The organism is Nostoc sp. DSM 114159 (assembly GCF_053470285.1).
Genome location: NZ_JBPFEH010000001.1, coordinates 867,196 through 882,773 on the forward strand (window position 1 = coordinate 867,196; position 15,578 = coordinate 882,773).

Genomic DNA, 15,578 nt, shown 5'->3' on the forward strand with positions numbered 1-15,578 from the left:
AGAACTTATATAAACTAAAAACTTACTCAATCTCTTAAAAAGCAGACGTTGACAATCCGCCATCTATCGGAATAGTAACACCCGTAATATAGCTAGCACATTCTGACGCTAGAAAAGCTACCAAATTAGCAACCTCACTAGAAACACCGCGGCGACCAAGAGGAATTATCTTATTCGTTCCTTCTATTATCGAATCAACCGTCCGACCTTCCTCTTGGGCAAATACTTCTAAATATTCTCTATGCCTTGGAGTATCAATCAGACCAGGATTGACACAGGTAACTAAAACATTCCACTTAGCAACTTGCGAAGCAACAGTTTTAGTAAAGTTGATTAATCCAGCATTCGCCACTCCCGATTTCACAAGACGACTAGAAGGTTCTTTTCCTGATGTTCCAACAATATTGATAATGCGCCCCCATCGCTGATTTTTCATTGTCGGTAGCACTAAATTCGTCATGCGAATATAGCCCATTAACTTACCTTCAAACACAGTTATCCAATCTTCATCAGATAAATTTTCTACTGCTTCATTAGAAAAACTAGCCCCTTCGGAATTATTAACTAAGATATCAATTTTGCCAACCTGGCTGATAGCTTCTTGGACTAACTTTTGAGAATCACTTGCATTTTGCACATCAGCACAAATCGGGATAATTTTAACTTGAGAACCAACCAAACCTTGATAAGCTTGTTCTAACCGCTCATAATTTCTCCCACAAATTATTAACTGACAACCTTCTGCTGCCAGCTTTTGGGCAACGCTATAACCTATACCAGCACTTGCTCCTGTCACTAAAGCTACTTTCTGTGTTAATCCTAAATCCATGATTGTTCCCTTACGAAGTAGTTAGCGATCGCGCCATATATGTCTTGGAAACAGTATCTTGGACTGAGACAAGAGAGGGAGGTTTAATTGAAATTTCAACCAAAAATACTATTTCGTCACAGAGATTATATCCTCCATAAAGAACATCAGCAGGAGCATAATAAACACTATTAGATTCTAACTGCTGCTGTTGTTCTTCCACCATCATTCTCAACTGACCGTTAAGAATTATTCCCATTGTTTCACTAGCAGACTGGCGAATTGGTATTATTCCTTTTGGAGGAATTTTAGTAATAATAATTTTAAACCAAGAACCAACAACAGACTGGCACTCAAAACCTGTAATTTCATCTGGAGTTGGTGAAACTTTCAAAATAGCTTCCTCAGCTTCCTCAGAATGAGTGATGCGTTTCACATCAAATGCTAATGCTGTTTCGGAGAAAGGGTTTATAGAACCATGAAGAACATTAGAACCTGCCACATAAACTTGCTTAAGGGGTTCAAGAATTTCTTTAGTACCATTAATATTTATTTCTAAACGCCCTTTGATTTGCATTCCAATTTGACTTTCAGGATGCCGATGTAATTCAAACGTAGCCCCTGCTGGAATAGAAACTAATTGCACAACTGTATCTTGACATTGAAATGCAATTAACTCTACATCTGAATTAATTTTGATGGTTTTTGGCTGAGGAAAATATTTAGACATAATTTTCTGCTAATTTTTTCTGAAAAATTGACCAACTCATCTGGATATTTCCGTAGGTTGAAATAAACTCTAAATCGTAGGCTTTAACAGCATTCTCATTAGTAATAGCCAAATCAGCTAAACCCTGCATTACTTGAATTGCTGAATCGCTGGTAGAAGGAGACAAATCCACTTGTATTTGTGTTCGATCTTGAGAATCTGGCAAGAGTTCTGTCAACAAAGGTAAAGGAGCAGGATGAGTAACAATTCTAGAACCGTTGAAAACTACCTCTGTATTTTTTTTCTTAGCCAATCCATAAACTGGAGTAGGATATATAAAAATGAAACCTAAATCAAAACTTGGCTCCATATAAAACTCATTAATCCGGTCGTAAGCATGAGGAACTAAAGCCAAATTCACCTTGTCTTGCAGCAAAGCTTCTCTAACATCTGTAAAAGTATCAAATAACTGAGTTGATACAGTTACTTGTTCTGAAGCCAGATGGTTAGTTATATGTTTAGCAGCATAATCACTACTAGTAGCAGCAGGCCCCAAAGTACCTATGACTAAATTTTTGGCAGGAGGGATACGAGGTTTAAATTCAATCTGAAATTCCAGCATAGTTTTTCCTGAGTAATCATCATGATATTTTTTAGTAGCGAGTCATTAGTAGCTTTGTTATAAATCACCTCCAAGAATTTAGTTTATTTGCAGAAAACCTTGTTAAAACAGAAATTTGGTTTTAAATGTAGACGACTTTATTTTTAATTAATTTCTGCTAGCAGTTCGTCCAAAGCTTCTTGGCTAAACTCAACTTCTGGGAAATCTGAAGGAGTATAGCCACCTGCCTCTGGGGATAAACAGTGGGCAATAATAGTTTCTAAGGTTTCTATATACTCATTAGCCAGATTTTCTACAGTGGCCCGGCTATGGAAATGCTCGCTATATTGCCATTCCAGTTTCAGCCTGCCTTCAACGACTAATCCATTCACTGTTAACAAATGGCGGCGTTGTCCTTTAGGGCTGTGAATGGAACCGCAAGACTCTTGAGCATATTTCCAGCCAAGGGTTGCTAACTGCGTTTGGTCAAATTGACCCAAGTAGTTAAAGCTCACCTCAGCTCGGGGTAGGACTGGTATAGGTAGTTTTTCTCCCCTGCTCCCTGCTCCCCTGCTCCCCTGCTCCCCTGCTCCCCTGCTCCCCTGCTCCCCTGCTCCCTGCCCCCTGCCCCCTGCTTTTTCACTGCGATCGCTCTCATCCAGCCTAAGATAGCGCCAGATGCCATAATCAATACCCCGGTTGGGAATACCTCGTAGTTGCTCTTTGACCGACTTCAGAACCTCTCCGGGATCGAAACGATCCTCAAGTTTTAACAGCACAGGGAATATACTAGTAAACCAGCCTACAGTACGAGACAAGTCCACATCCTCAAACAAGTCTTCTCGTCCATGACCTTCTAAGTCAATCAATAAAGAGTGAGAACCTGTCCAACGAGTGAAAGTTTGCACCAACGCGGTCAATAGCACATCGTTAATTTGAGTATTGTAAGCTCCAGGGACATCCTGTAATAGAGCACGAGTCTGTTCTCCACTCAGGTATACAGATACAATCCGACTGGAAGCTACAGTATTATCTTGGGCAACAGCAGCATAATCCAACGGTAAAGGAGCAATTGGCAACTGCATTGAGTCCAGCCAGTAATCTAGCTGTGAGTATTCTTGAGAGCGGGCATAATCCTGCAATCGAATTGCCCAATCCTTAAAGGATGTGGTTTTTGCAGGTAGTTGGATACTTTTGCCAGTTTCTAATTGTTTGTATGCTCCAGATAAATCTTCTAACAATATTCGCCACGAGATCCCATCTACAGCCAAGTGATGGATGACGATGAGTAAACGTCCGGGAGAATTGCCTAAATGAAATAGAACGACCCGCATTAGCGGCCCATCTGCTAAGTTCAGCGTCCTTTGTGCTTCGTCTGCCCTTGCTTCAATTGTCCTTAACTGTTCTGCTTGGGGCAGATAAGACAAATCTGCAATACCCAACGATACGCCATCGCTCACATCACTGTTGTACTGCTGCCATTGCCCCTCCTGCTGCACAAACCGCAGGCGTAAAGCATCGTGATGGTACAGTAATTTTTGTAGTGCCTGCTTTAATAACTCCGGTTGCAAATTTGCGGGAACTTCTAGCAGGAAGGATTGGTTAAAGTGATGAGGTTCCGGCAGATTTTGCCCAAAGAACCAGTGCTGAATCGGTGTTAGAGGGACAACCCCTGTAACTAAACTTTGTTCTGATTGAACCAAGTTAATTGTACCAGCAACAGCAGCTAATTCAGCAATTGTTTGGTGTTGAAAAAGTTGTTTCGGAGTCAGCTTGAGTCCGGCTTGATTAGCTTTAGCAATAATTTGCATACTAATGATGGAATCCCCGCCCAATTCAAAGAAATTGTCGTGGATACCGACTTGTTTAAGCAATAAAACATTCCGCCAAATCTTGGCTAAGACTTCTTGAGTATGGGTGTGGGGGGAGACAAAGCCAGTTGATTCATCGAACTCGAACTCTGGTACTGGTAATGCACGACGGTCTACTTTGCCGTTGGGGGTAATCGGCAAAGCTTCTAGAACTGTGAAGGATGCAGGTATCATGTAACTGGGGAGCTTTGACTTGAGAAACAGACGTAGCTCATTACTGGTTGGCTGTGTCAATTCTGGGATGATATATGCTGCCAAACTCTTAATACTAGGTTTATCTTCTCTGGCAAGCACAACAGCATCGCGTACCTGTGGGTGTTGAGTCAAAGCCGCTTCAATTTCCGAAAGTTCAATGCGAAAGCCACGAATTTTAACTTGGTTATCAATGCGACCCAAGAATTCTATATTGCCATCGGCTTGGTAGCGAACCAAATCGCCTGTTCGATAAAGCCGCTCTTTTATTTCTCCCCTGCTCCCTGCTCCCTGCTCCCTTGCTCCCTTGCTCCCTGCTCCCTGCTCCCCTGCCCCTCTGCCTCTTTGGAAAGGGTTACGAATGAATCTTTCAGCCGTCAAGTCGGGACGGTGGAGGTAGCCTCGTGCCAAGCTCTCACCACCGATGTACAATTCTCCAGTCACACCAATGGGTACAGGCTGCAACAGGGAATCGAGTATATAAACTTGAGTATTAGCGATCGCCCCCCCAATCGCAGGTGGTATATAGTCTTGTTGTCTTTTAGGAACAGTACCAGATGTTGTGACTACAGTATTCTCTGTTGGCCCGTAATTATTCACCACCTTAAAGGGATGAGCAGCCGAAGGATATTGATGAAGTTGATCCCCACCTGTGAGCAAAGTCCGCAAAGCAGCATTCGCCGGCCAATTTAATGATAAAATTTTCTCGGCCATTGGTGTCGGTAGGAAACTAATGGTTATTGCCTTTGACAACAACCAATCTCGTAGTTGCTCAGGGTAAAGCCGGGTTTCATCATTGGGAAAGTGAATGCTAGCTCCAGCAGTCAGATAAGGCCAGATTTCCCAACCACAAGCGTCAAATGCGACTCCCGCAATTTGTGTTGCTCGGTCAAGCGGCGACACTGCAAAAGCTTGTTGATGCCAAAAGACGAGATTTAACAATCCTCGATGTTCAATTTGCACTCCTTTGGGTTTGCCAGTGGAACCGGAAGTGTAAATCACATAAGCCAGATTGTCAGTTGTTGCTGTGTGGAGTAAATTCTCTACACTGGTGCTGAAGATTGCTGTGTCGCTATCCAGACAAATCACCTGCGCTTGATGTGACGGTAGCGTTGCGACCAAGCTTTCCTGGGTCAACAGTACTTTAACTTGGGCATCTTCTAGCATAAACGCCAACCGCTCTTGGGGATATGCTGGGTCAAGCGGTACATAAGCCCCACCAGCCTTGAGAATGCCCAGCAATCCTACTATCATTAAGGGCGAACGCTCAACACAAATTCCCACCAGTACTTCTGCACCAACACCTAAAGATTGCAGATGATGCGCCAACTGATTGGCGCGGAGGTTCAACTGTTGGTATGTCAGAGACTCGTCCTCATAGACCACAGCTAATGCATTTGGCGTTTTTTCAACCTGCTCCTCAAACAACTGATGGATGCATTTGCTGTCAGGATAAGGCGTATAAGTATCATTCCATTCCACTAGCAACTGATGACGTTCGCACTCAGTCAGTAGTGGTAACTCAGCAATAGGTTGATTGGGATTAGCAATAATCGCTGCTAACAAAGTCTGGAAATGACTTGTCATCCTCGCAATGGTATCTGGCTCAAAGAGGTCGCTGTTATATTCCCACGAACCCATCAATCCTGCTTTTGTCTGCCAAACTGCCAAGCTCAAATCAAACTGAGATGTCTCCCTTTTTACCAGTTGGGGAGTCAAGGTAAGATTAGGCAACTCTAATGTATCTAACGAGAAATTCTCTAAGACAAACATTACCTGGAAAAGGGGATTGTAGCTCAGAGATCGTTCTGGTTGCAACGCTTCTACTACTTGTTCAAAAGGAACATCCTGATGACTGTAAGCAGAGGTTGCAACTTGTCGCGCTTGAGAGAGAAACTCATAAAAACTAGGATTTCCCTCAATCCGGTGACGCAGTACCAATGTATTGACAAAAAAGCCAATCAATGGTTCTATATCTTTGCGGTTGCGGTTGGCGATCGCGCTACCGATGCAGATATCATCCTGACCACTGTAACGAAACATTAAAACTACGAAAGCCGCCAGTAGGGTATGAAATAAGGTAGCTCCTGACTGTTGGCTGAAGGTTTTGATTTGCTTGCTCAAATTCTGGTCAATTTGAAATTCTTTGGTAGCACCACAAAAAGTCTGAACGGGGGGACGCGGTTTGTCTGTGGGTAGTTCTAATAAGGGTGTAGCACCAGCTAACTGTTGCTTCCAGTAATTCAGTTGTTGTTTTTGAACTGACTCAGTTAACCACTGTCGCTGCCAAACTGCAAAATCAGCATACTGGATAGGCAACTCAGAAAGGAGCAAAGGGGAACTAAGAGTAAAAGCTCGGTAGAGGTTGGACAACTCTTTGATGAATATCCCCATTGACCAGCCATCCGTGATGATGTGGTGCATAGTCAATACCAGGACATGGGACTCTGGCCCCAGTCGTAGTAAAGTGATTCGCAACAAAGGGCCATTACTCAAATCAAAAGGTTGGCCAGCTTCTTTTTTGACAATCTGTTGTACCTCTGATGCTTCTAAACCTTGCAAGTCTAGAACTGGCATGGCGATCGCCATGCTGGGAGAAATTACCTGCAAAGGTTTTCCATCTACTGCTGGAAATGTTGTTCGCAGAATTTCGTGACGACGGATGATTTCGTTGATACTCTGCTCAAGAGCTTCTGTGTTGAGTACACCTTGAAGGCGTAGCTGGCAACTCTCATTATAAAATGGGCTTTGACTCTCTAATTGATAGAGAAACCACATCCTCTGCTGGGCAAAGGATAAGGGCAACTCCTCAGAACGCTGCATAGATGGTATTGGCTCAAAGGAGGAGTCTGTTGCAGTCTTAGCTTCTTCTAGAAAAGCCAGGATTTCTGATTTTCGCTCTAGCAGTTGGTTTTTCAGGTCTGGGTTCATCACTTGCTTGGGAGCGCGATAGTTTAACTGGTCGCCTTCCAACCAAATTTTTATGCCTAAACTATTTAAATAAGATACAAATTCTATTGTTGTCATTTATAATACGCCTCCCTCATATTCTTCTTCTGCGTCATCAATAGCTACATTCCACTTGCTGACGACAGTTAGCAGCGCCTCAAGACTTTCTCCCAAACCAGCTACAGTTGGGGATGCAAAAAAACGATTTGGCGACAATTCAACAGAAAAAGCCTCGCGCAACCGAGAAATGACTTGGAAGGCTAGCAAAGAATTTCCTCCTAGTTGAAAGAAGTTGTCGTAAACACTAATTTGGGGTATTTTTAAAATTTCTTGCCAGATTTGAGCTATTTGCCGTTCCGTTTCGTTTCGGGGAGCGATCGCTTTTTGAGTTATACCCTTAGTCAATAATTCTCGATTGATTTCACCATTAGCGGTGAGGGGCATTTGCGATAGTTGCACGAAGTCACAGTTAACGGTTGTTCCGAAGCGATCGCGTACCATCAAATCTGATAACTCTGGTACGATAGAACCGTTACTCGTAGTGAAATAGGCAGTTAATTTCTGTAATTCTGGAAACTCAGAGGTGAAACGGCGAATTTTGGGATTGCTGCCATCTAAACCGACTATTAGTTGGGCTTGGTCGTGATATAAACCAGCCAAAAAGGAATATAATCCTTGTTGCAAACTCATCTCATAATAGCCTTGAGCGCGGGTGATTTCTTGCCTCTGATAACCTTTATTGATTCCTGTATCACGCCAATTTGTCCAAGCAAAGCAATAGCTGTGCAACCCACCAATAAAACGTTGATATTGATTAAAGCTTTCCAAAAAATTGTTAGCAGCAGCATAAGCCGAAATTGTCGCTCCACCAAAGAAACTTGCTAAAGAAGAAAAGCTAATGAAAATCCCCTGTCCTTGCTTCTTAAGTACCTGATGTAGCACCCAAGTGCCTAACACTTTAGGTTGCAAAATTGCAGCTAAACTCTGTGGTGTTTCATTCACTAGCATTTGTTCGTGATAAGTTCCCGCCAGATGAATCACGCCATCTAGTTGGCATCCCCAGTTAGCCTTGGCTTTTTCCACCACTTGTTGCACGGCTTGAAAGTCGCAGATATCCACTGCTTCATAAATCACGGAGCCAAGCTGCTTTAATTCCTGATAAACCTTGACTTTTTCTAATGAGACATTTGATAAACGAGTCCGACCTACTAATAATAATTTGGCATTAAAAAACTGAATTAGATATTTAGCAGTTTCAACCGCAACACCTCCAAGCCCACCACTTATCAGATACATTCCCCCCACTTTTAAGGGAAGTTCTTGCTTTGCTTTTTTTTGCAGATTAACTTTTTCTAAACCTGCAATTAAACGTTCTCCATCCCGGTAAGCAACCTCTTGGTCTTTTGATAAAACCTGGAGTTCTTGTAAAACATAGTTACCATCTGCCTGTATTAAATTTGGTGTCAAATCTATGTGACGGCAATTTAACCAGGGTATTTCTTGAGGAATAGTTTTAATGACACCGAGAACTGGAGATTTTTCATAAGCAATCTTGTCTGTTGGCTGCGTAGACTGGGTATAGCTAGAAACAAACAATAACTGTAAATCTGGGATTTGAGTTTTTGCTATGGCTTGGACAAGAAATAACAAACTGTAGATTCCCTGTTCTTGCGCTTTTTCCAGAGCTGCTAGGCTTTTGATTTCTCCGCTATACTCTTGATAATTCCACAGATGGAGAATCTGACCAATGGTCTGTTTCTCTGCCTTGATTGTGTCAAGTAAGAGCTGATAATGCTCTGCATTTCCAGGAGTTAAAAAGAAGTGATGGGAACTTTTTTTAGCAAAATCAGAGCCGGGTGAAACACACAAATATGGCAGGTTTTGCTGTTCTAATTGCTGACAAACAAATGTCCCCAATCCTAACTCGTCGAGGAAGACTATAGTTAGACAACCTTGAGGTAAAGCTTTTAGAAGCTTGGCTTTCTTACGTCGCCAGACTTTTTGATAGAACCAGTCAGGAATAGTATTAGTATTATTTAGTAATATATCAATTTGTTTGATAATGTGGTTAAACTCACCTGCACCAAAGCGATTGCGAAGTTGCGATCGCTGGATTTTACCAATAACAGTTTTGGGTATATCTTCTTTAGGTAATAAAATTAAATAATCAGGATTCAACCCGATTTTACTGACGACTGCCTGCCGAATTTTAGTTAGTAGTTCTAATAGTTTTTGGTCTTCTGTAATTGGCGAATTAAAGAAAATGGCTAGTTTCTCCGTTGTATCATCAGCATCGCAGACTGCACAAGCGGCGGTGTAAGACACTTCAATTTCGCCAATTTCTTCAACTACTGCTTCAATTTCATGACTGTAGTAGTTAGCTCCATTGATGATAATAGTTTCTTTCGCGCGACCAGTAACCACCAATTGTCCGTTGGCAATGAATCCTAAATCTCCAGTATCAAACCAGCCCTCTTTTAAAAATGATTGACTGTTGGCATCGTGGTTGTTGTAATATCCTGGAGAAACTGCATCACCTTTGACTTGCAAACGACCTATGGTGTCTTCTTTTAATACAGAGTTGTTATTATCTACTATGCGAATGGTAATTCCCGGAATAACTGAACCTAAATCAGTAAAAATATGATGATTTAGATGGTCTATTTCTACTCGTTTAATAGTACTTTGCAATCTAGATTTGTCTACCCTATGGAACAACAAAGGTGCTTCTTGGTGCGGCTGATAATATGTAATCCCTGAACCCATCTCTGCCATCCCAAAAGCTGGTCTAATTGCCGTTGCTTTGAGTCCGTAAGTCACTAAATTTTCTTGAAAATCCTCCACAGCTTTACTGGATACTGCTTCACCAGCTGTTAGTAGGAATTTTACGCAAGATAAGTTCCAGTTTTGTTCTGGTTCTTGTTTAAAAGAGTCATTAACTATGGCATAAGCAAAATTGGAGGCCCAGCTATGAGTAATCCGGTATTTATGGATTAAATCTAACCAGTTGAGGATGCGACCTAAGATATATTCTTTTTGTGCATAAACTAGGGTACAACCGATTTCTACACCACGAATATGCCAGTCGGAAATGCTGCCAATGTGATCGAACGGTAGCCAATTCAAAATTACATCTTCTGGCTCGTGTTGATTAAGTTTATTGGCCCCTCTAGCGCGAGCAATGAGATTTTGATGAGTCAATTGAACGCATTTTGGAATTCCTGTACTACCAGAAGTTAAGTTAAAAAGAGCTACTTCATCTGGTTGACTCTGGTAATATTGTGTGCTGGCAGTGTTGTCTTTTAATGCTTCAATCGTGTCTATTTTTAGGCGTTCTTCTGGTAGCCATTGCGATAGTAATTCTACCTCTTGTTTGAGAGCTTCTGTAGTTAAGATGACTGGACTATCTAAGAACTGCCAAATATGACAAAGCTTATCCACCACCTTGTTTGATTCTCTATAAGTTGGTGACACTTCCATGATTACGGGTACAAAGCCTCCCAGTAGGCAGCCCCAAAAGGTAGGAATAATGTCACAATTAAGTTCCATTTGCAATATAACTTTGTTTTTTGGCTTGAGTCCCAATTTTCTCAAACCAGTAAGAATTCGCTTTGCAACTTCAAGTAACTCAGCGTAGGATTGGCGTAGTTCTGTTCCATCAGGCAACAGGTAAATAATTTCCCCACCTGTAGCCTGTTGAGCAGTTCTTTGCAAAACTTCGGGTAAGGTAATAGGTGCATTGGGATCGTCAGGGAGAATACCACCGTAGCTGATGGCAAGTGGTTTTAGTTCAAAGAAATGTTGTTGTGTACTGGGTTGGGAGTCTTTGGGAACTGGGGAAAAGTTAACAAATGCATTTTTGTTTTGCCAATCTGGGAGCAAATCTGACAAATGGAGTGAGGGGATCTGCTTTCTCAACTCCTGCACTACTATCACTGCCTGTTCGATTCTGCGATCAAAATTAAGTTGGTTTTCTACTCGCTCAATTAAAATTTCATCAATAACAGGAATGTTGCTCAAAGCTAATTCGTCTACATCTCCTGTGGCAGTTAAAGGTAGATGAGACACTGATACCAAAGCTCTTGGTAGTAATGCTTCATCGCATATATCTTGAAGATAAGAGCGAATTTGTTCTAGTGAAATATTTGAACTTGAAACAATATATAGTATGACTTCTAGGGGAAATATTTTTTTAATAATTACTGTACATTCGTTTATTGAAGTTTTATCCAATAAAACTAATTCAAAATCATTTTTAATTTGCTGTATTTTCTCTAAATCTAAACTTTTTTTTTCTGAAAAATTCATTTGATTATCAACCCATACTGTATACAAGTGGTGGTTAAAAACTATAAATTGAATGAATTAGTGCAGAACAAGTTTTTAGGTTTTAATCTGTTCCTGTTTAAATATATTTTCAGGCTGCATTGCATGATTTTGAATAATGGCCTTTGAGGGTTTAATTCGGTAGAAGTCGGACTCAAAGGCCATTTTATTATTTGAGAGTAATTAAGCGCGATCGCACTTAATTTAGTAACATTTTGTTGGTAGTCTCAACAAATGTAACAGTAAAATTATTCCTCGACGATTTCAATTGTTTTTGGCGGCTGAACATCTTCAAAATTCTCAGTGATTGTTGGGTTCAGTTCATTTTTTAGTTTGAGTTTTAGATCCTCTGTAATCGGTAAATCTTTAATTTCTTTGAGGAGATATCTCACAGATTCGGTTTTACGACGTTCTGTATAAATGTTCTTGAGAACTGCTTCAATTCCAAATCCCGCTATAGCTTCCCCTACAAGTGTTGTCAAACCAAGCACACCTAGACCGCCGATGATGCCAAACGGGCCTCCCAACCCCGCCAGGGCAGCTACAACGCCGTAACCACCCGCCAAACCTGATGCAGAAACTGCAATTACCAAAAGTATGCCAGGAAGACCCAAAGCAGCGATTTTTTTAACGACTTCATCCATTGGAATTACCTTAAATCCTTACATTCTTGGTTAAATCTTGATTAAGGGTAATAGAATTTATTCACCCTTACTTGCTAGCTTAGTACTTGATCGAGATGGTGACTAATTTTTCCTTGTACAAAATTGAGTGCTGAGTGAGGAGTTAGGAGTTAGGAGTTAAGAGTTAGGAGTTAGGAGTTTTATTTATCTCCTTGTCTCCCTTGTCTCCCTTGTCCCCTTGTCCCCCTTGTCTCCCTTGTCTCCCTTGTCCCCTTGTCTCCCTCATCTCCTCGTCCCCTGCCTGTTTTTTAGGCTGACAAAATACTACATAACTCATCGATTTGTTGACTTCTTTCTGTAATCAGTCGATGGGCTATAGTTTGTAGCTGACGAATATTTTCTGATTTGACATTATCTATGTCTTCTAACTCACCTGTGAGGAATGTTTGAAATCTATAATAAGAGCCTCTGATTTCTTTTTCAGTAGACTCAAATAAGTGTTCTAATTCTCCGGCTACAACTTCACTACCACCGTCCATAACAATGTTTAAAAGAGGTTTTACCCATTGCAATTGTCCCCAATTTTTGACATCGTTATACTTGTAGACACTCGTCAGTGAACCTGTACCCAAGGAAACTAATAAGATATCGTTGGTATGTAGCGCTGTTCTTTGAGTTTGTCTACTGATTTTCGCTTCTGTAATCGCCAAGCTTGCTGGATTATTAGCAACCAATCCTCCATCTACTAAATTATAAAAGCCACTAGGATTATGAGAAGTCGCAACTCGATAGGGAGGAAAATAAGTAGGTGTCGCACTAGTTGCCATTGCCGCATCTTTGAGTGTAAAACCGACACTCACCTTCCGAAATTTTTTAGATTCTATCTGTTGTTTTTCGATTTTGTTGGTAAAGAATATTGGAATTCGCTGTTCGATATCGTAGCTAGTGACGAAAACTTCTTTAAGATTATTTTCTAGAGGGGTATTACCAAAATATTTGTTGATAATTTCCTCTCTGCCATCAGACGCATATTTGGGCTGAGTAAACATATCTTCAAGAGGGCCGAGCAGATGTTCAAAAAATGGCTCGTAAAATATCTCAGCCCCATATTCGACATATAATTTAACCATCTGTTCGGCACTGTACTGAGCTTGGGCTTCACTTTCAGATATAGATGGATCTAAACTTAATTGGGGTTTAGTCAATCCTAGTGCCAGAATTCCTCCGGTTGAAGTGCCTGCAATTAAGTCGAATAAACTAAAAATCGGTTTTTGTGTGCGCTTTTCAATTTCTGCTAATATTAGCGCTGGGATAATCCCTCGAATACCGCCTCCATCAATGGAAAGAATTTTATATCTAGGATTGGCTGTAGTAATCATAGTTTTTTGCGATCGCTCCTGAGTTAATTTTTGTGATCTTTTGGGCTGTTGGATATCGGTTGGAACTTGACTTTCAGTTGCTTGAACTATTTCGACTTTCTCCTCTTGCTTTGGCTGGGAAGTTTGAATGTTGGTATTTTCACTCTGCTTCTTTGACCCTTTTTTTCCCTTTCCTGTAGTTGAGGCTACGGGAGTGGGAGTTGCAAGAACGTCGTTTTCTACATCTGGGGAAACTTCAATGGATTGCTGCGAGTCAGCTTGGCCAACAGCAGTTAGTTCAGTGGAGGAAACCTCTGCAACTGACTGGTTCTCTTCTGGGGAATTGCTTGTTGTCTGGCTCTGGTTCGATGATTGGGTAATTCCAAATGGAATTTGTGCTAAACCCCAACTGGGATTACCATGCAAAGTTCCATTATGAGTATTTTCAGTCTGGTCTTTGACGGTCGATCCTTCTCCTTCATTTAACATCCAATAAGCAACTAATCCTTGTTCATTGCCGATTAGAGGCCCAGAGCGGTGTGTTTGGATTTCCACTGGCGGACAGGGATAATTCCAGACGCTAATGTTAGCTAATTGACCTGTGAAGTATATACTGTTGTGTAAAGTCGCGCCCAGAGTTACAGGACTAGTTGCTTTGTTTAAAGAGTCACCTGTCAAATAGCCAAAATATTCATGCTCATCAAGGTGTATAGTCAGTTGACCCCGATTAAAAACAATAGCAAAGAAGTGCCATTGTCCGACAGTTAATTCTCCATTGCCAAAGGTTCTGATAACCTTCTCAACCTTCTCATCAATATATATATCTAAGTTTCCTGATTCATTGATGCCAAACTCAAAGTTATCACTATATCGGTCTGAGGAACGCGCAAAAAAAACATTGTGCGTTCCGTATGTAGTGGCTTGATTTTTTAGTTCTTGAGGATTAATCCATCCAGAAATCGTAAAGGCTGAACTACCCTCAGCAAAAACACCACCAATATCATTCCTGCCAAAATTTATATAATCATCTTGACCATCAAATGTTATAACTGATTGGCTATATACCTGTGTTGTCACGATATTTTAATCTCCAAATAAGAGTAGAACTGAAGAAAGTCCTTAGTGACGATTAAAATTTATGGCGATCGCTTGAATAATGGGGTGTACTCAGATTGCTATCATCGTCCATCGTCGCACTCTCTACGACTGATTATACCAGTATGGCTGCGCTCCCTATTAGTTCCCATATCTCACTTACCATTAAGATTTTTCCAATTCAAATCTTGGCAACTATTAAATAATATTACTAAACCTTTCTCAACTTATAACTTATTTAAAATTATAATTCATTGCAATTTTTTTAATTATTGCTCAAATATTCAAAATTTATGTTCATTGTATCAAAAACATAGTTTATTTGGATTTTTAAGTCAAGATATTTATTTAAATATTTACTTAAATTTATAGAATTATTCTGCTTTAAATCTTGGCGAACAACATAAATTGTTGACGATTGCTGTCTTAACTGTCTTAACTGTCTTAACTGTCTTAACTGTCTTCAACGAATTGTTTGAAATGCTGTTGCATTTTATTGAGAAAAATGAGATGATTCTTTAACTGAAATTTTCAGTATGTTACTTTCAAGAAAGTAAGTTTGTTTCAACGATATAAAAATCTGCTTTTATTTCTGAAATTATTTGCGTGGTGCGCGTTGGCGTTCGCGTTAGCATCTCTGAAAGAGAAGCCTCTCCTAGAGAGGCGCAAGCGCGATCGAGAGGGAACTTTTAACAGGAGAGAAAAGTTAGAGGTGTACTGAGTTTTTTCACGCAATCAAATATGAGTCCTATAAATTAGTTTTTATCAAAAAAGAGTAAAATCATCAGTTAGATCGAGGGTAATTCTGCTGCGGTTGCAGCTATTCTTATACCATTGGGAAATCCATTTAATATCGTCGGAGGTATTGGGCTATTTGGTTTAATAACGGTTGAAGGGGATGCTGTAGCAGAATATGGACTTGAAGCTGTTGTTAAAGATATTTATCAAGAACCTAACAAAACTGAATTTGTTTAATTGGTCTTTAAAGAAATTAAAGATTTGCTGATTACAATAGACTTAGCTGATTAAGGATTAATGCTGAAGAC

8 protein-coding genes are annotated in these 15,578 nt (G+C 40.6%); 1 reads left to right on the plus strand and 7 read right to left on the minus strand.

What is annotated here, in order from left to right; translation table 11 throughout:
* Nucleotides 1-34: 34 nt before the first annotated feature.
* The 7 genes from ACR5KR_RS03525 to ACR5KR_RS03555 all read right to left on the minus strand — a co-directional run bounded on the left by ACR5KR_RS03525 (nucleotide 35) and on the right by ACR5KR_RS03555 (nucleotide 14,514).
* Nucleotides 35-829 (minus strand): SDR family oxidoreductase, encoded by a 795-nt coding sequence (locus ACR5KR_RS03525; protein WP_448265457.1) that lies wholly within the window; start codon nucleotides 827-829, stop codon nucleotides 35-37.
* Nucleotides 830-839: 10 nt separating this feature from the next.
* The gene (locus tag ACR5KR_RS03530) at nucleotides 840-1,538 is read right to left on the minus strand and encodes a cupin domain-containing protein (protein WP_448265458.1); all 699 of its coding nucleotides are present in this window, start codon (nucleotides 1,536-1,538) and stop codon (nucleotides 840-842) included.
* Nucleotides 1,531-2,139, minus strand: a complete 609-nt coding sequence (locus ACR5KR_RS03535) for a LysR family transcriptional regulator (RefSeq protein WP_448265459.1) — start codon at nucleotides 2,137-2,139, stop codon at nucleotides 1,531-1,533. The genes ACR5KR_RS03530 and ACR5KR_RS03535 overlap by 8 nt, the downstream gene beginning before the upstream one ends.
* Before the next feature lie 143 nt (nucleotides 2,140-2,282).
* Nucleotides 2,283-7,208 carry an amino acid adenylation domain-containing protein gene (locus ACR5KR_RS03540; protein WP_448265460.1) on the minus strand — a complete coding sequence of 1,642 codons (4,926 nt, stop codon included), beginning with the start codon at nucleotides 7,206-7,208 and terminating at the stop codon, nucleotides 2,283-2,285.
* Entirely contained in the window at nucleotides 7,209-11,438 is a 4,230-nt protein-coding gene (locus ACR5KR_RS03545; protein ID WP_448265461.1) for an SDR family NAD(P)-dependent oxidoreductase, read from the minus strand. It lies immediately after the preceding gene.
* A gap of 266 nt (nucleotides 11,439-11,704) precedes the next feature.
* Entirely contained in the window at nucleotides 11,705-12,100 is a 396-nt protein-coding gene (locus ACR5KR_RS03550) for a hypothetical protein (protein WP_445627746.1), read from the minus strand.
* A gap of 287 nt (nucleotides 12,101-12,387) precedes the next feature.
* Entirely contained in the window at nucleotides 12,388-14,514 is a 2,127-nt protein-coding gene (locus ACR5KR_RS03555; RefSeq protein ID WP_448265462.1) for a patatin-like phospholipase family protein, read from the minus strand.
* 852 nt (nucleotides 14,515-15,366) lie between these two features.
* On the opposite strand from ACR5KR_RS03555, the gene ACR5KR_RS03560 reads away from it, so the two are divergent.
* Complete coding sequence (locus ACR5KR_RS03560; RefSeq protein ID WP_448265463.1) at nucleotides 15,367-15,507, plus strand: hypothetical protein; 141 nt, start codon at nucleotides 15,367-15,369, stop codon at nucleotides 15,505-15,507.
* Nucleotides 15,508-15,578 lie beyond the last annotated feature (71 nt).